Annotated in this window: 19 protein-coding genes; 6 read left to right on the top strand and 13 right to left on the bottom strand. The window is 40.8% G+C overall.

Going from position 1 to position 17,680, the window contains the following annotated elements; translation table 11 throughout:
- Positions 1-160 precede the first annotated feature (160 nt).
- The 11 genes from NSQ84_RS04945 to NSQ84_RS04895 form a co-directional block, all read right to left on the bottom strand.
- On the bottom strand, positions 161-1,159 hold the full coding sequence (locus tag NSQ84_RS04945) for an aliphatic sulfonate ABC transporter substrate-binding protein (RefSeq protein WP_186439323.1): 999 nt from the start codon (positions 1,157-1,159) through the stop codon (positions 161-163).
- A 33-nt stretch (positions 1,160-1,192) separates the two neighbouring features.
- Entirely contained in the window at positions 1,193-1,960 is a 768-nt protein-coding gene (locus tag NSQ84_RS04940; RefSeq protein WP_235600403.1) for an ATP-binding cassette domain-containing protein, read from the bottom strand.
- Positions 1,961-1,977: 17 nt separating this feature from the next.
- On the bottom strand, positions 1,978-2,763 hold the full coding sequence (gene ssuC / locus NSQ84_RS04935; protein WP_066250605.1) for an aliphatic sulfonate ABC transporter permease SsuC: 786 nt from the start codon (positions 2,761-2,763) through the stop codon (positions 1,978-1,980).
- On the bottom strand, positions 2,760-3,908 hold the full coding sequence (gene ssuD, locus NSQ84_RS04930) for an FMNH2-dependent alkanesulfonate monooxygenase (RefSeq protein WP_066250608.1): 1,149 nt from the start codon (positions 3,906-3,908) through the stop codon (positions 2,760-2,762). Before ssuD ends, ssuC begins: the two co-directional genes overlap by 4 nt.
- A 136-nt stretch (positions 3,909-4,044) precedes the next feature.
- On the bottom strand, positions 4,045-5,055 hold the full coding sequence (locus NSQ84_RS04925) for a sulfonate ABC transporter substrate-binding protein (protein ID WP_130158334.1): 1,011 nt from the start codon (positions 5,053-5,055) through the stop codon (positions 4,045-4,047).
- A 105-nt stretch (positions 5,056-5,160) separates the two neighbouring features.
- The gene (locus NSQ84_RS04920; RefSeq protein ID WP_311067020.1) at positions 5,161-6,231 is read right to left on the bottom strand and encodes a sulfate/molybdate ABC transporter ATP-binding protein; all 1,071 of its coding nucleotides are present in this window, start codon (positions 6,229-6,231) and stop codon (positions 5,161-5,163) included.
- A 12-nt stretch (positions 6,232-6,243) separates the two neighbouring features.
- Positions 6,244-7,098, bottom strand: coding sequence for a sulfate ABC transporter permease subunit CysW (gene cysW / locus NSQ84_RS04915; protein WP_094246455.1), 855 nt, complete (start codon positions 7,096-7,098; stop codon positions 6,244-6,246).
- A gap of 26 nt (positions 7,099-7,124) precedes the next feature.
- Positions 7,125-7,910, bottom strand: coding sequence for a sulfate ABC transporter permease subunit CysT (cysT, locus tag NSQ84_RS04910; protein WP_235600405.1), 786 nt, complete (start codon positions 7,908-7,910; stop codon positions 7,125-7,127).
- Between the two features lie 87 nt (positions 7,911-7,997).
- Positions 7,998-9,065, bottom strand: a complete 1,068-nt coding sequence (locus NSQ84_RS04905; RefSeq protein WP_311067019.1) for a sulfate ABC transporter substrate-binding protein — start codon at positions 9,063-9,065, stop codon at positions 7,998-8,000.
- 139 nt (positions 9,066-9,204) lie between these two features.
- Positions 9,205-9,384 carry a YezD family protein gene (locus NSQ84_RS04900; protein WP_094245314.1) on the bottom strand — a complete coding sequence of 60 codons (180 nt, stop codon included), beginning with the start codon at positions 9,382-9,384 and terminating at the stop codon, positions 9,205-9,207.
- The gene (locus NSQ84_RS04895) at positions 9,365-9,817 is read right to left on the bottom strand and encodes an Rrf2 family transcriptional regulator (RefSeq protein WP_063386634.1); all 453 of its coding nucleotides are present in this window, start codon (positions 9,815-9,817) and stop codon (positions 9,365-9,367) included. The genes NSQ84_RS04900 and NSQ84_RS04895 overlap by 20 nt, the downstream gene beginning before the upstream one ends.
- A 425-nt stretch (positions 9,818-10,242) precedes the next feature.
- Here NSQ84_RS04895 and NSQ84_RS04890 point away from each other — a divergent pair, with 425 nt between their 5' ends.
- From NSQ84_RS04890 to NSQ84_RS04865, 6 genes are all read left to right on the top strand, one after another.
- Positions 10,243-10,464, top strand: a complete 222-nt coding sequence (locus NSQ84_RS04890; protein ID WP_063386633.1) for a spore germination protein — start codon at positions 10,243-10,245, stop codon at positions 10,462-10,464.
- 11 nt (positions 10,465-10,475) lie between these two features.
- Entirely contained in the window at positions 10,476-10,685 is a 210-nt protein-coding gene (locus NSQ84_RS04885) for a spore germination protein GerPB (protein ID WP_311067018.1), read from the top strand.
- Between the two features lie 69 nt (positions 10,686-10,754).
- Positions 10,755-11,378, top strand: a complete 624-nt coding sequence (gerPC, locus tag NSQ84_RS04880) for a spore germination protein GerPC (protein ID WP_165381960.1) — start codon at positions 10,755-10,757, stop codon at positions 11,376-11,378.
- On the top strand, positions 11,375-11,551 hold the full coding sequence (locus NSQ84_RS04875) for a hypothetical protein (protein WP_063386630.1): 177 nt from the start codon (positions 11,375-11,377) through the stop codon (positions 11,549-11,551). Before gerPC ends, NSQ84_RS04875 begins: the two co-directional genes overlap by 4 nt.
- A gap of 5 nt (positions 11,552-11,556) precedes the next feature.
- On the top strand, positions 11,557-11,949 hold the full coding sequence (locus tag NSQ84_RS04870) for a spore germination protein GerPE (RefSeq protein ID WP_161939795.1): 393 nt from the start codon (positions 11,557-11,559) through the stop codon (positions 11,947-11,949).
- Between the two features lie 89 nt (positions 11,950-12,038).
- The gene (locus NSQ84_RS04865; protein WP_063386628.1) at positions 12,039-12,257 is read left to right on the top strand and encodes a spore germination protein; all 219 of its coding nucleotides are present in this window, start codon (positions 12,039-12,041) and stop codon (positions 12,255-12,257) included.
- Positions 12,258-13,094: 837 nt separating this feature from the next.
- Here NSQ84_RS04865 and NSQ84_RS04860 read toward each other — a convergent pair.
- Together NSQ84_RS04860 and NSQ84_RS04855 are read right to left on the bottom strand one after the other, a co-directional pair.
- Entirely contained in the window at positions 13,095-16,502 is a 3,408-nt protein-coding gene (locus tag NSQ84_RS04860; protein ID WP_339212280.1) for an SbcC/MukB-like Walker B domain-containing protein, read from the bottom strand.
- Positions 16,499-17,680, bottom strand: a complete 1,182-nt coding sequence (locus NSQ84_RS04855) for an exonuclease SbcCD subunit D (protein ID WP_311067016.1) — start codon at positions 17,678-17,680, stop codon at positions 16,499-16,501. The genes NSQ84_RS04860 and NSQ84_RS04855 overlap by 4 nt, the downstream gene beginning before the upstream one ends.

The following is a 17,680-nucleotide window of genomic DNA, read 5'->3' as shown; positions in this document are numbered from 1 at the left end:
ACTGTTCTCCACAAAAACAAATGGAGGGATAAACACCTCCATTTGTAAAAGGACAACTATTTGCGCTTGTCAATCGTTATCGCATGGATCTTTCTTTTGAACATTCCGTTTCAGGGTCATTATAACTTATAAAGCATGAAATGACCACTTTCTTGCTTCGTTAATCTGAAAGAACAGCATCTTGCACATTTATTTTCTCGTTTATCAATCCTGCCTCTAAAAAAGTATCTGCAAGCTTCTGTTGGGCATCCACCACTTCAGGTGTGATGTCAAATACTCCATATTCTCTTCTTTCCAAAGTTTGCTTCCATACATCTTTCGAAATGCCAGTTTTCTGTGAAAAGTTTTCGGCAGCCCCTTGTTTGTCTGCTTGAATCTCTTTGTGAACCTTCTCTAGTTCACTGATCACTAAATTTCGAAGTTCACGATTTTCTTGAAAATAATCGCGTCTTCCTACAATAAATCCATATTGACGCGGGAGACCTTTTGCATCGGCAATGATTCTAGCACCTCCACTTTCTTCTGCGTCCGCAAGATATGGATCCCAAATCACCCATGCATCCACATTGCCGCGTTCAAAAGCTCCTCTAGCATCTGAAGGCTGTAAATAGACAGGAGTAATATCATTCAAAGTCAGCCCTACACTCTCTAAAGCAGTAAGGAGCAAATAATGTGCGCTTGATCCTTTACCAAAAGCAACCTTCTTCCCTTTTAAATCTTCTATCTTTTGAATAGGTGAATCTTTTGGAACAACAATCGCCCGATATACTTCCGGTTCATAGGCAAGATAGGCTAATTCAGAATCTGAAACGGCTCCTGCAAGTACAGCAGGTGCTCCGCCTACATATCCTACATCAATTTTTCCTGCATTCAACGCCTCTAATAATGGCGGTCCTGATTGAAATTCATGCCATGTGACTTTAACTCCTTTTTCAGCCAAAATTTTTTCTAAGCTGCCTTTTTCCTTTAAGAAAAGCAAAATAGATGATTTTTGATAGCCAATTCTAAGTTCGTCTGGTAATGTCTCCTCTTCCGCTTTGGCATTTGATTTTTCCGCATTGGAGGTCTCATTTGCCTCCTCCTTGCTGCCGCAGCCTGAAATCCAAAGCACTAAAAGGAAAATCAAACTTAAAAACATACTTTTTCTGATAATTTTCATTAGTAAATCCCCCTTTAATGATTATTAAGCTTATTACGTTGATTGCCTTGCATAGACAGCTGGTGTGTTTTCTTCCTCACCCATTACGCGGCGCAAAATCTTTTCGACGAGGGCTGCAAATGCGGCATTACCGCGCTGCCTAGGACGAGGAAATTTAATCGGTGTATCCATCGCAATTTTTCCATCCTCTATCAACACCACTCGATCTGCCATTGCTACCGCTTCTTCCACATCATGTGTAATCAGCAAAGCTGTAAATCCTTGCTCCTTCCATAATCGTTCGATCAAACGCTGCATTTCAATGCGTGTTAAAGCATCTAACGCACCTAATGGTTCATCCAATAACAACAGCCTTGGCTTGCTTGCTAATGCTCTTGCAAGTGCCACCCGTTGTTTTTGTCCTCCTGATAAAACGTGAGGCCATTCTTTTGCCCTGTCGATCAGACCAACCTGCTTTAGAGCTAACTCCGCTTTAGGTAAATCTTCTTTTTTCATGCCAATCGCTACATTTTGAATTACGCGTTTCCAAGGCAAAAGTCTGGCATCTTGGAACATAATGCGAACCTCCGGATTTAATCCCTTCATCAATTCGCTGTTAGCCTTGATCTCACCAGCTGTCGGCTCATCTAATCCGGCAATTAAACGAAGCAGCGTGCTTTTTCCGCAGCCGCTTCGGCCGATGATCGCTACAAACTCGCCAGGCTGCACCTCAAGATCAATTCCGCGCAGAACTTGCTGATTCCCAAAGTGTTTCTCTACACCATTGATTTGCAGATGAGTTCCAAAAGTTGGAGATTCCACATTTATCCCCCCATTCTCTACAAGTTTTGATAATTTGGATTCCAATTTAAGCATTTTCTTTCAAGCCATTTTGCCATTGAATCCGCTATTTTTCCAAATAATGCATATAGAAGAATGCTGAGCAGCACTACATCTGTTTGCATAAATTCTCTCGCATTCATGGCCATATATCCGATACCAGAATCTGCGGAAATTGTTTCAGCAACAATTAACGTCAGCCACATGATCCCCAGTGCATATCGAACTCCGACTAAAATAGACGGGAGGGCGCCGGGCAACACCACTTGCCAAAAGAGAAGCCAGGAACGAAGTCCATATACCCGTCCCATTTCAATCAACCCTTGATCTACTGACCGAATGCCATGAAGTGTATTCACATAAATCGGGAACAACACTCCAGCTGCTACTAAAAATACTTTGGCTTCCTCACCAATTCCAAACCAAAGGATGACAAGAGGAATCATGGCCAGGTGAGGAATATTCCGCACCATTTGAATCGTTGTATCGAAAATTCTATCTGCGATCGGAAACAGCCCGTTAATAAGGCCGAGAAACAAGCCAATGCTTCCTCCAATCAAAAAACCGATTATGGCTCGTTTAAAGCTGATCAGCAAATGCTGAAACAATTCACCAGAACGAATGAGCTCCACTCCTGCCATCACAACGTCTGACGGCACTGGAAGAATTTTTGTTGAAAGAATCCCTTTAGAGGATAACAATTGCCAAATGATTAAAATCAATATAGGCAAAAGCCATGGGATTAATTGTTTTTTTACTTGATCGGAAAACAACGACTTTTTCATTTTCTGATTCTCTCCATTTCTGCTGGTAAACTGTTGTTGGCAATAATTTCTCCAAATGGTCCAAACGGTTGTGGTTCACTGTTTCTTTGAACATGGCTTATCGGCAAGTGAGGAAACAACAGTTCAGCTGTTCTATATGCTTCCTCTAAATGAGGATAGCCGGATAAAATAAATGTCTCGATGCCGAGATCAGCATATTCCTTCATCCTTTCTGCAATTGTTTCCGGACTGCCGACTAGCGCCGTACCTGCTCCGCCGCGCACAAGACCGATTCCTGACCATAAATTCGGGCTGATTTCAAGCGACTTGCGGTCTCTTTTCACAAGATCTGACATCCTGCGCTGCCCTACTGAATCAAAACGGTCAAAAACCTTTTGTGCCTGAGCGACCGTTTCATCATCCACATATTTGATTAACCGTTCGGCTGCTTGCCATGCTTCTTCATCCGTTTCACGGACGATGATATGCAAGCGAATGCCGAAGCGCACTGTTCTTCCTTGTTCCTCTGCCAGCTTTTTCACCTGATTCAGTTTTTCAGCAACCTGTTTCGGCGGCTCTCCCCATGTTAAATATACATCTGCATGCTTTGCCGCTACTTGCTGGCCAGCCAATGATGAACCGCCGAAAAAGACAGGCGGATATGGTTTTTGCACTGGCGGGAACAAAAGGTCTCCTCCTTCCACCTGTAAGTAACGACCTGTGAAATCGACTTTTTCATTTGCAAGCAGCTTTCGCCAAATTGTCAAAAATTCGTCAGTCACTTCATATCTTTCATCATGTGAATAAAAAATTCCATCACCCTTCAGCTCCACCGGATCACCACCGGTTACAACGTTTACTAGCAATCGTCCATTTGAAATTCTGTCAAATGTCGAGGCCATCCTTGCAGCAGCGGAAGGAGCCATCAACCCCGGCCGAACTGCCACAAGAAACCGTAAGTTTTCCGTAACGGGAATTAAGGCAGAGGCAATAATCCAAGCATCTTCGCAAGATCTTCCAGTTGGAATCAGTACCCCGCTGTAACCAAGGCGATCCGCTGCTTGGGCAATTTGTTTGAAATAAGACAAATCGGTTGTACGTCCTCCAATGGTAGTACCTAAATAATGCCCATCACCATGTGTTGGAATAAACCAAAAAATGTTCATTTTTCACTCCACCCATTTCGTTTTTAGATTTTCATCTGTCATTCAAGGTTTTAAATGCGCAAAAAGGCCCCTTTCTTAGCATGCTTCTGCTAAGTAGGAGCCTCCAGTTGTCTGGTCGGTTCGCTATTGTTTTCATTTAGTTGTTTGTTTCCTCCAAAGCTGCTTCTTTTACATTGATTTTTTCAGGAATTAATTTTAATTGATGAAAAGTATCTGCTATTACCTGCTGATCATTTAGAACTTGTTCGCTTATTTTCTGAACACCATATGTTCTTCTTTTAGCTGCTTTTTCAAGCGAAGCAACATCAATTCCCAATTCAGGTGACAATAGTTCTGCAACTTCTTTTGGAGCACTTTTAGCCCATTGATCTGTTTTATTGATTTCTTCCAATAACAGATCGATAACCTCTTTATGATTTTCGGCAAACTTTCTGCTCGCTAAATAAAACTCTCTATTTTTCACTAAATCCTTTCCGTCTGCCAAAACTCTGGCGCCTGTCTCCGTTTCAGCAACAGCAAAGAAAGGATCCCAAATGACCCATGCATCCACACTTCCTTGTTCAAAGGCTGCTCTTGCATCTCCCGGTACGAGATATTTAGGTTCAATATCATTTATGGTCAGCCCCGCTTTTTCCAAAGCTTTTACGAGCAAGTAATGGACGTTTGAGCCTTTGTTGAGCGCAACCTTTTTACCTTTTAAATCCTGAACAGTGCGGATGGGTGAATCTTTTGGAACAAGAATAGCTTCTGAAAGAGGGCTTTCTGGCTCATGACCAATATAAACTAAATCAGTGCCTGCCGCTTGTGCAAAGATCGGCGGCGCTTCGCCAGTATGCCCGATATCAATGCTGCCGACATTTAATCCTTCCAAAAGCTGCGGACCTGCCGGAAATTGAATCCATTCGACAGAATATCCGTGACTTTTTAACGCTTTATCCAGCGTTCCTTGTTTCTTTAAGATGTTTAATGTCCCGTATTTTTGATATCCGATTCTAACTACCTTTTCCTCTTTATCTTTTGTTTCTTGAGATTCACCGGCGCTTTTCACATTCTTTTCTTCTCCTGAGCAGCCGGATATAACAGCAAATAAACTAACAATCATGATTAAAAGCAAGGCAAGCAAAGATTTTTGATTTTTTCTCCTCATTTTGCTACCCCCTTTGTCCTTATAAAAACTATTAGTCAAATTTATTTACATTCTTTTTGAAATGCAGGCTTTTCGAGTGATAATGATCTTGGCGACATTATTTATTCATTCTACGGATGGAGAATCTGAAAAAAACTTTATTTTTTCCAAGTCAGCATAAAGAATCTCATCATTTTTCACGTTCAGTTGATTCGCCTGTTCAACACTCAAGTCCACTTCGATCAGATCATTCGTTTTCAATCTTTCCAATTCCAAACGGACAATCGGACCATAAGATTGGATGCGGCGAACCTTTACTTGAATTGATTTTTGATTATCATTATGTCGAGTTATTCGCACTTCATGAGGACGAATATACCCGATCATTTTTTTCGTTTGAATGTTTTCATCAGGTGCAGCAAATAATGCTTCTCCGATATGTAGGCGACCATCGTTCACTTCAGCATGAAAAACATTAACACGCCCTAGAAACTGATACACGAATTTCGTTTTTGGATGTTGATATACTTCATCCGGTGTTCCGACTTGCTCAATTTGTCCATTATTTAAGATTACCACTTGATCAGCAACCTCTAAGGCCTCTTCTTGGTCATGCGTAACAAAAACAGTTGTTACATGTAATTGTTCATGCAACTGCCGCAACCATCTCCGCAATTCTTGACGCACTTTTGCATCAAGAGCTCCAAACGGCTCATCAAGCAGAAGCACGTTCGGCTCCACTGCTAACGCTCTAGCTAATGCAACTCTCTGCCTCTGTCCGCCTGATAATTGAGCCGGGTAACGGCGATCAAGACCATTTAATTGGACTAAATGAAGCAATTCATTTACTTTTCGTTGGACGTCTTGTTTGGTCGGTCTGTCTTTTCGCGGACGCACTTTAAGTCCGAATGCAATATTCTCAAAAACATTCATATGATGAAATAAAGCGTAATGTTGAAAAACAAAACCGACATTTCTTTCACGGACCGTTTTTGTCGTATAATCATGGTCGCCAAAATAGATGCCTCCGCTATCAGGCATTTCCAATCCGGCAATCATCCGCAGCAACGTAGTTTTCCCTGAACCGGATGGACCTAACAAAGCGGTAATCTTCCCTGACGGTATTGTTAAATTTACTTCTTTTAATGCTTGAAATGAGCCATAATTTTTAGAAATTTGCTTCACATTGATATCCATGATGCACACTCCTTACCCTTTTCCATCAACTACACCCTTCCATTCAAGCACCCCTTTAACAATTAATGTAACGATCGCCAACATAGCTAAAAGGGAAGCGACTGCGAATGCAGCAGTAAATTGGTACTCATTATATAAAATTTCTACATGGAGCGGGATCGTATTTGTCATTCCTCGTATATGCCCTGACACAACAGAAACGGCTCCAAATTCACCCATTGCTCTCGCATTGCACAGGATGACGCCGTATAAAATTCCCCATTTGACGTTTGGAAGCGTCACGAATAAAAATGTTTTCCATCCGCTGGCACCTAAAGATAAAGCGGCTTCCTCCTGTTCACTCCCCTTTGCCTGCATGACCGGTATTAACTCGCGGGCTACAAACGGAAAAGTTACAAATAAAGTAGCCAAAATTATGCCTGGGACAGCAAAGATTATTTTCAATCCGAGCGAATCTAAAACCGGCGCTAACAAACCTTGTGCACCAAACAATAAAACAAAGCTTAAACCAGCGATAACGGGCGATACAGAAAACGGCAAATCAATAAGCGTGATGAGCCAGGTTTTCCCGGGAAACTGAAACTTTGTGATACACCATGCAGCAGCAATACCAAAAATAAAATTTAATGGCACTACTATTGCTGCGGTCAAAAGTGTAAGACGGATCGCTGATTGAGCATCCGGTTCTGTAACCGAAGCAAAATAAACTTCTAAACCGTTTTTCAAAGCTTCTGTAAAAACAGTAATTAGCGGGATAATGAGAAAAAAACCAACAAATAATAGAGCCGTTCCCGTCAATATAAAACGAATCCACGCAGATTCTGTATGAACACCGACAAGAGGCTGTTTCTTCGTTTTAGTACCCATTTGAGGCATAACATCTCCTTAGTGACTTAATGAATAAAATATTTTCGACTCGTTCTCCATTGCAAATAATTTATAAGAAAAAGCAGGAAAAAAGAGATAATCAATACAATAGCGGCAATCGCTGTTGCCCCCTCATAATCGTACTGTTCCAATTTGGTGACGATCAAAAGAGGGGCGATCTCCGTTTTCATTGGCATATTGCCGGAAATGAAAACGACTGATCCGTATTCGCCTAACGCCCGCGCAAATGCGAGCGAAAACCCGGTGAACATCGCAGGAACAAGTGATGGCAAAATCACTTTCCAAAACGTTTGCCAACGGTTTGCACCTAAAACAGCTGCCGCTTCTTCGTACTGCTGATCTAAATCATGCAAAATGGGCTGGATAGACCGCACAACAAACGGCAATCCGATAAACGTTAAAGCAATTACGACACCGAGCGGGGTATAAACAGCCTCAATACCGAAGCGGTCCAAATACTGTCCAATAACGCCTGTCGGGGCATAAACAGCTGTTAAAGAAATTCCCGCTACTGCAGTTGGGAGAGCAAACGGCAAATCGATTAATCCGTCGATAATTCTTTTCCCTGGAAAATCATATTTCACTAACACCCAAGTAAGCAAAAGACCAAAAACTAAATTGATGGCAGCGGCAATAAATGAAGAAACAAAAGATAAACGAAGCGAGGCTGCCACCCTGTCAGTTGTGACGATTTGCCAAAATTGCTCCCAGCTGAGTGTTGAGGCTTTTAAAAAGATAACGGACAAGGGGATCAACACTATTAAACTAAGATAAGTTAGCGTAAAGCCCATCGTGAGTCCCCAACCTGGAATAACCCCTTTTCTGTGCTGTTGTTTTGTTTTGGCCACTTCCAATCCTCCATTCATCGGAACAAATCATTATTTCGGCTGATAAATTTGATCGAAAATACCGCCGTCGTCAAAATGTTTTTTCTGAGCCTCTCTCCAGCCCCCAAACAGTTCGTCAACTGTAAAGAGTTCCAATTGCGGGAATGTATCTTTATATTTTTCAGCGACTTTTGGCAATGTTGGACGATAATAATGCTTTGCTGCCAATTCCTGTCCTTCTTCCGTGTACAAATATTTCAAATACTCTTCAGCTACTTCGCGCGTTCCTTTCTTATCAACCACCTTGTCTACAACAGCAACAGGAGGTTCTGCTAAAATGCTTACAGAAGGCACAACAATCTCAAATTGATCCTTTCCTAATTCATTGATGGCTAGAAAAGCTTCATTTTCCCAAGCAAGAAGAACATCACCGATTTTTCTTTCGACAAATGTTGTTGTAGCACCCCTTGCCCCGGAATCTAATACTGGAACATTTTTATATATTTTCGCAACAAATTCTTTTGCCTTCTCTTCATCGCCGCCATATTTTTTCAATGCGTATCCCCATGCAGCTAAATAATTCCAGCGTGCTCCACCCGATGTTTTTGGATTGGGGGTTATAATCGAAACATCAGATCTGACAAGATCGTCCCAATCTTTAATACCTTTCGGATTTCCTTTGCGTACTAGAAACACAATAGTGGACGTGTAAGGAGAACTGTTTTTATCCAATCTTTGTTGCCAATTTTTTTCGATCAATCCAGTATCTGCAATGGCGTCAATATCATAAGCCAGCGCTAACGTTACAACATCAGCCTCCAAACCATCGATAACAGACCGCGCCTGCTTGCCAGAACCGCCATGTGATTGCTTTATCGTAACCTCTTGACCAGTTTTTTCTTTCCAATAGCTTGCGAAAGCTTTATTAAAGTCTTGGTAAAGCTCACGTGTAGGGTCATAAGAAACGTTTAATAACTCGACTGCCTTTTTATCTCCCTCTGAGCTGGAGCTGGCACTTTCATTTTTTGAACCACAAGCACTTAAAACAAGAGCTACACTTGTAATAACAGATAATAGAAAAAATAGTCCTTTTGACTTACGTTTATTTGTAATATTCATAAAATTCATCTCCCTTTCCGCTATGTTTCGATGGCGGTGTTATAAATAAAAAAACTTCCTCGATCCGGGAATATTGAAAAGACATAGGGAGTCTTCGGTGGACCGATCGACGACCTCTTTATGATATTGTTTTATATGTTCACTTAGCCCCTTTGTTATGGCTATCCTTTCGTTCTAAAGGATAACGGAATTTTTCCAATTTTTCGATTTGTGTAATTCTTGAGTCATGTACAATAATTTGCACAGATCCGTATTCCAAATCTTCTAGTGAACGTATAATTCTTTCAATCCACTCCTGATCAATTTTCGTTTTTAACAAAGCTCTCCCCTCCAATTCCCGTTGTAATTCTTTTATTCAATAAATCATCTAAAGTTGTTTGTTCAAGAACGCGGGCAATTGTGTCACGTACAACCGTCCAAAGCGGCTTTAATAAACACTTATCTTCCAATGGACACGGCACATAAGCCGTCGTACTGGCACACCCCATTGGAGATAAAGGACCTTCAATTTGCCGGATAACCTCCCCTATGTTAATGTCAGTCGGCGATAAACGGAGCATATAGCCTCCTTGTATACCCCTTTTACTGTGCACATACCCCAATTTTCTTAATTGGAGCAAGATTTGTTCCAAGTATTTGACCGTAACTAGCGTTTGTTTGGCGATTTCATTGATCGGACAGACTTTTCCCTGTTGCTGACCAAGTACAAGCAAAGCACGTAATGCATATTCACCTCTGCTTGAAACCTTCACCAAATGCCCCCTTCCCCTGAAAGTTTACTAGATTAATCTCGACTAAAACGGTAGGGATTTTCACGACAAAAACTTTTTGATAGTTTAAGAAAATAATATTGAGTTACATTTTAATCGTATTAATCCTATATGTCAAGTAAGAATAATAATTTTTTTGTACTTTTTTCCATTATTTTTCCTTGACAAATGAAAAACATTGTAAAACAAGAAGAGTCATCATGCTATTCGGGCAAAAAAATTTTTTTGTGCAATCATTTGATGGAGTTTTTCATGTAAACGGGCTAAAAGCACCACGAATTTTGCATAGTTATTTTGTGAAATATTGAGGATACAAAAATGCGACTCTAAACGTTTATCACAGTTTTCAAGACATAACATACACTAAAAATAGCTAAATAACTTTTAAGGTAAAGGAATGGAAAACGATGCCTGCAATTGTTGGTGCTATGAAGGTAAATAGCGTCGGGACGGCCAGTGTCGTTCATGTCGGAGACGTCGTAAACATTTCACCATACAGTGAAGTGAAAACATTCGCAGGGGCAGGTTCCTTCAATACAGGCGACGGTCTTTACGTATTTAATCAAAACAGCATTACGAATACGTTTGACAGTGATCTCGTTGATCAGCCGCAAGTGTTAAACGCTTAGAGGGTGGTTTTATGAATTTTTATATTCAACAATCGATTCACATACAATTTATACGTATCGGAACGATCGCCAATTCATCCGTATTTCAAATCGGCAGCGCCGGAATCATAAAACCGCTGTCGAATTTATACAACACAGGACAATTTACTGAACCGTCTCCCGCTCCATCCGGCCAGGGAAACGGAGTCATTGTGCCTCTCCGTCCACCAAGCATTTCATAGTGATTCACCTTTCATTTGGAAAAGAATATAAATATGGTAACGAATGCTGATAAAGGTGGGGAGAACATCATGAATTACACTGTGCAATCATTATTGCAATATATCCTAAAATTGGAACAATATCTCCATTCCCAAAGCAAAAGAATCGACCATCTGGAAAAAGGGTTTCTTTACCTTGAAGAACAAATGGAAGAGATCAAAAACAAACCTTATACAAATATTGAAAAAGTTGAGTACAAATTTGACCAATTGAAAATCGAAACGCTCGAAGGAGTCTTGAATATCGGTTTAAATCCTGCCGATCAGGAGGCAATTGAACAATTTTCCGTAAAAAATGAAGAACTAAACGTCGATGATGTTCATCGCGAATTAAAACAGCAAATATTCGAACAATGCGTTGAAAGCATTCATAGTTATTTACAAGAAGAATGTCCGAAAAAGATTGAAGACTTTGCTAAAAACTATGAATATGAATTAGATGAAACATATAAAGCTATCATCATAGAAGACATTAGAAAACAACTTGAAGGAAGGATTACTTATTATCTACAAAGACTCCGTCTCCATGAACAAACAGATATAAAAGAAAAAATACAATGGATTGAAGAAAAGGTAAAAAAAGATATTGATCAATCGATCGATCATTTTTTTAAACATTTCCCCAATAAAAAGAAAGGCGACGAATTGTCATGAATTTTACCGTCATCAATAACGGCTTGCATGTGGGCATGGTGAGAATCATAGGGGTTTCAAGTTCATCAGTTTTTTTAATAGGGGATGCGGATAAAATCTCTCTTTCTTCCATTTTTGATACGCCACCTGAATCATTAATCATCGGTCCATTTGTTCCTTTGTCATTAGACTAATGTATTTGTTAAAAAGATTTGCGAACATAAGAGTGGCGTATATACACTCAGTAGACATCTGTTCCGTATTCCAAATCGGTGACGCGAAAAAAATTACCCCTAAAACGAATGTTCTGGCAGTTCAGCGGGACTATGAAAAATTTAATACAAAGGAAGGGTCGTTTCGCTCCTATCAGCTTTTCCGCGAATCTATTCCTCAGCCTTCCTTTGACGAACAATTTTCCAGCGCATATTCAAACAATTCTCCGAACATATATGTCGATCACGTAAAAATTTTGGGCATTTCATCTTCAAGCATCGTGAACTTTGGATCAGCCGAAGAAATATGCGCGGAAGCACGAATAAAACATATTCGACAATTGTCTAAAAACGTTGATGGCGACGAAAAACAACGGTAATTTCAACAGGACAAAACATATTGATCCCTGAACAATAGATTTTCTCTACGCATGTGATTTATGAGACAACAAGGAAAAGGATGTTCCTCATGCCAGCGATTGTCGGACCGATAAAAATTAATTCCGTTTCAGGAGGAGTTGTGAATTTCGGAGATTCCTTTTATTTATCTCCAAAATCAGCATCAAAATCCATCAGCGGCTCTGGTAGCAGCTGCACAGGCGATTTTCATATTAATAACAACGGTCTCAGCATAACAAACGGAATCGATCCGGACGTAAATGATCAAAACCAGACGGCAAATGCATAGCCACCTGGTTCGTTAAAAAGACTTAGTGAAAAATAACGATTGGATTTATATTATGATCCAGAAACACTATTTGCGAGCAGGACATTCAATTTGTTGTCCTGCTCAATAAAAAAAGCGCATTGTCTTGCATTTCAGATCAAAAGACTCTTTTTAGGAATGGATGTCCTCATGATGCACAAATAGAGTGAAACTATGAATCGGTTCAAAGAAGCTGAAAACCTGCATTAGTTTTTTCATGGACTGTTATACAGTTAGAAAGCATTCGCACTCACAACATTAACATACAATACAGTTAATTTCGTAAAGTGATTTTCATCCCGTTGTAAAAGAGGAATTTTATATTTTATAAGACTCGCCTTTTCATAGTCTTTTTTTTTGACGGAAAACTTTTACTCAACCTATTTCAAAACGGGGTAAATTGCAGATGGTACCGTTCTCCTGTTTTTAAGCTTATTTGGAAATGCTGAAACGATTTGTGCATGATGCAGCAGGCGTCACCATCGAACCTGCTTTTTTCGCTTATTTGGAGAATGCTGAAGCAGCATACATCTTGTCAAAACAATGAAAAACGGTTAAAAAAGTACGGATGAGCACAGCAATCAAAACATGCTAAGATTAGCAGGGGCTGTCTTAGAAAGTCAAAATCCATTGAAAACGAAACATCATAAACATTGATATATCAACATTTCTAAAACATTAACGGGGCGTCTATAAGCCGGAAAATCGACTTATTAGACAGCCCCGTCATGTTGAGCGGTTAAGATCCTTTAGAGAATGTAATACTTGCTGTTAACTGGTAACGGCATACTAGGTCAGAAATATCCTTGCTTCATGTAATTAAATCGTTTCGATTCGCACGGTCGTTCCATTTCCGGAAGGTTCAGCTGGCTCAATGATCAGCCGCTTAGGCAATCGTTCCCTTAGCTCCTGCACGTGACTGATTACGCCAACGGATAAATTTTGCGATTGCAGTTTTTCCAAAGCCGATACAACCGTATCGAGAAGCTCTGCATCAAGCGTTCCAAACCCTTCATCAAGGAAAAAAAACTGAAGCGGATATTTTCCGCGAAGCTGAATTTGGGTGGACAACGACAAAGCTAAGGCTAAAGAAGTTAAAAATGTTTCTCCGCCAGATAATGTCGAAACAGGTCGTTTTACTCCGCCATTTGCATCGTCACGCATGATAAAACCGCCTTCTGAATCGACTTCAATCGCATATCTTTGTCTTGTCAATTCCCCAAGCCGCTGTGAAGCATCAAAGCTTATTTGTTGAAGCTGTTCCTCAGCCATGTATTCGACAAAACTATTCCCTTTCAGGACGGCTTGAAGTTTTTCTAACCGATTAAGAAGAAGCTGCAACTCTTCTTTCTCTTTTTCTATTTCCACATATCGTTCATGTTTTTCCTTTAACAGCTGCAAATGCTTTGCCGCCGCGCCTCTTTGTTCCATTGCTTCGTTTACTTGCTTTCTAGCTTCTTCTAAGCATTTTTTCGTTTCTTCCCATGTTTCCTGCTTAAGAACAGTTCCGCCTAATTTTTCTTCCAGACGTTCAATTGCAGATGCTACATGCTCCATTTCTTTTTTATATTGATCTAGACTCGTTTGCATAGCCAGTTTTTCTTCTTCCTGCAAAACGGAATTTCTCACTTCATGCACATTTGCAAAAGGAGTCTGCTGTTTTCGGTCGTTCCAATTTTTTTCCGCTTTTTCAAGCTTGCTTATACAGCTTGTCAATTGCTGTTTGGCGGTATGGAGCTGACTTTCAGCTTTTTGATATTCATTTGCCGTTTTTTGGAAAATATCATAAGCTGCTTGTTCATCCCTTTTTAGCTGTTCAAGGGCAAGATCGATCCTCTTAAGCTCTGTTAAAAGGTTTTCCTTTGCAGCTCTTTGCGCTGTGAGCCTTTTCTGTTTATCGGCTATCAGTTCTGCCTGCCTGTCCATTTCTCCTTTTTTGGCAGCTAATTGAGTGGAAAGATTGAGTATTTCTTCCCTTAACCGCTCGATTTCCTGTTCTTTTTCTTGAATAAAGCTGACGCTTTTTTCAATTCGTTCGTGCAGCTGTTCAACGAGCGAGTCTTTTTTACTAATTTCCTTTACATACATCTCGATTTGATCCATATCGAGATCAGCAAACTCTAAATCCCACTTTCTTTTTTCTTCTTCCAGCTGCTCTATTACATTTTGCAATTGTAGCATGATTTCGGATAAGTCTTTTTCCCCAGCATCCAGCAACGGTTCTATTTGTGCTGTAATATGGTTGACTTCACGAATGTCTGCTATTGTTTTTCTTATTGCGTCTTTTATTTCTAAGTAATCTTGGTTCAAAGCTTTCCATTCGATTTTAAATTTGTCATATGCCAAAAGATCATGAGGCTTATCGTCCATCGTAATGATCGGCTCTTCGTTAGCCGACGCTATTTCTTTCACTCCGGCAAGGAATGACTGTTCCGCTTGTAAATCTTCAGACAGCTCCTGCAGCTTTTGCTTCAGCGAGGAATACAGCTGTTCGGTTTGATCACATTCTTTGAAAATTCGTTCTAGCTGCTGCGTTGTTTCTTCTAATTTTTTTAAACGTTCAATCGAAAAATGTCTGTTCGGGGCCGGATGATGTGTGGAGCCGCAGACAGGGCAAGGCTCCCCCTCCGTCAACTGCTCGGAAATCAAAGCTGCCGCCTGATTTGTTCTTTCTTCTTCAAGCTGACTTTTTGCAGCTTGTAAATCATCCTTTACTTTTTCTTTAAAAAATTCATGCTCCCGCATTTGGCTGCATAAACGATCATAAACTTTTTGTAATTGATTGAAATTACCTGCCAGGCGTTCGTTTAATTCACTCTTTTTGCGGGCGGACTCGTCAGCCTTTTCCCGCCATTCGTTAAGCTGGTCTTCTTTCTTTTGCTTTTTGCTTTTTAATTCATATTCGTCTTTCATAAGCTGCATGATTTTCAGCTTCTGTTGATATGCTTTTTGGATTTTTTCCCGGAATTCTCTTGAAACTGTTTCTTCTTTCGCCTGCTGTTTTAAAGCCTGCTGCTTCTCTAACGCCCTATTTAATAATTCGCTCGTCTTTCTCTCTGTATGCTGTTTTTCATGCAGCCTCGTTTTCAATGCTTCATAGTCTTCTTTCAGCTTTGCAAACGATGCTTCATCCTCTTTGATTTCTGCATCCAATGAGATAAGCTGTTTCAATAGTTCACGTTTTGTTAAAAGCTCCGGCTCTTCAACAGCTTTTTTGGCACGAATCGCTTCAAAAGCTTCCTTTTTTTCTTTATAAAGGCTTGCTAGCTTTTTCTCTTCCTGCTGCCAAAGCTCTGTTTCTTTTTCAAAACGGTCCTTTTCCGCTAAATGCTCGAGCACTGCTTCCGCATATGGTTTCAGCATCTCCGCTTGCTCAGCTTTTTTCAGCTTTTCTTCGATTTCTTGAAACCGCTCCTTTTCTTGCTCAAGCTCCTGTCGTTTTTTCTCATAAGTCGTTTTTTCCGTCTGCAAATTCCAGATTGTCTGAATCCGCTCAAATTCCTTTGCTGCCTCATCCAGCTGCTTTTCCCGTTCTTTCAGCACTGTATCACAGCGTATAAACGTTTTTTTTGCCTCTAAAACAGCTTCTTTCGAGGCATCGCCAAGACCTGCTTGTTCCGCTGACAATTCAGCGAATTGCTGTCTTGATTCCAAAAGACGTTTTTTCAGCTTTTTATTTAATTGGTCGCCGAATCGTTCCAAATTGAACAATCGTTCAAACATTTTCCTTCTTTCCGAGCCTTTTAAAGAAAGAAATTCAGCAAACTTCCCTTGCGGAAGGACAACAGCGCGGGTAAAATCCTCTATCGTCAGCCCTAAAAGCTCGTAAATCTTGTCATTTACATCATTTGTTTTATCTGCCAAAACGACCGTTTCTTCTCCTATTTCGAGAAGCCGGCACAGCCTTGTGTTGATCCTGACATTATCCACCCGCTTAAACGCTCGTTCAACAGTGTATCTTTTTTTTGATCGGCCATCTTCAAGCTCAAATGTAAAACTGACATATAATTGATCTTCCGCATGGTTCATTATCCCTTGCGTATTATTGGCCGCTCGCTCTACTTTTCCATAAAGCGCTAACGTAATGGCATCCAATATCGTTGATTTTCCACTGCCAGTCGGACCAAATATTCCGAAGACACCGCCGTCGCATAGTGTTTCAAAATCGACCGTCTGCATCTTTCGATAGCTATTCAGTCCAGCTAAAGAAAGTTTTATCGGCTTCATGACTGTGCTCCTTCCTCTTTTAAGTCTTCAGAGAGCAATGTCATAAACAGTTCAATAAGCTCTGCCTCCGGCTCGGCGCCGCCAGTTTGTTTTTTGTAAAAACGTTTAAACATTTCATCAATCGGGAGATTTTCTCTTCTTTCTTGTTGGACCTTTTCGGCTTCTTTTTCAAAAATCGGCCGGATGTGAATAAAACCGTCGTGCCATTTTCTCAACCGATGAATTTCTTCTAATGAAAGGCTGTCGGTCAAAAAAATTTCAAGATCAATCCATGCGTTTTTGTCTCTTCCTTCTTCAAGCCACTGGTGAACTTGAAGAAGACCGCCAGTTGCTTTCCATTTCACAAGCGGTTTTCCGCTCGACAAATAAATTTCGGAAACAACCGCGTTCTCGCCGGGTTTTGCATCGATCACTGTGACAGACTTCGTATAACCTGCCTCAGAAAAGCTATAGGCAAGCGGCGATCCGGAATATCTTGCCGGCACATTGGACTTTTTAACATTTTGCGGCCGGTGAAGATGCCCCAATGCGACATATTGCGCTTTTTCCGGGAGGCTTGTGGCTCGAACTGTATACGCTCCGCCGACTTCAATCGGTCTCTCCGAATCTGTCGTGCTGCCTCCGGCTACATAAAGATGGCTCATGGCAATATTCACCGTATGAGGTTCAAACTCTCTGCTCATCATTGCAAACAAGCCGCGAATTTTTTCATCGTAATGCTCTCTCAATAAGAGTTCATCATATTCGTTTGAAAGCAGTTCATTCAGCCTTGCTTCCGACGGATAAGCAAGCGCCGCCAGCTTCATTGTTTCATTTGTCCGCGGAACTTCAACCGTTAAAACATCGCCTCTCGGGTAGCCGATCAGCTCGATCGCCTGCTCCTTTGCCAGCGGAGCTGCTGCTTGCAATCGTTCCGGACTGTCATGATTTCCGGAAATGATGATCACACGTCTTTTACCTCTTTCAGAAAGTCTTGAAATACTTTCATAAAACAGCTTTTCTGCTCCTGCCGGAGGATTCACCGTATCAAAAACGTCTCCTGCCATCAAAATGACATCAATTTTCTCCTTTACAACAATTTCATACAGTTCATCAAGAAACTGTGCCTGCTCTTTTAGCCTGCTCCGACCTTCAAGCGTTTTTCCGAGATGCCAATCCGCCGTATGCAAGATTCTCAA

Source organism: Aeribacillus sp. FSL K6-3256, from assembly GCF_037965805.1.
Classification (GTDB): domain Bacteria; phylum Bacillota; class Bacilli; order Bacillales; family Aeribacillaceae; genus Aeribacillus; species Aeribacillus composti.
Note: the sequence above shows the minus strand (reverse complement) of the source record. Positions and strands in the feature narration are given on the sequence as shown.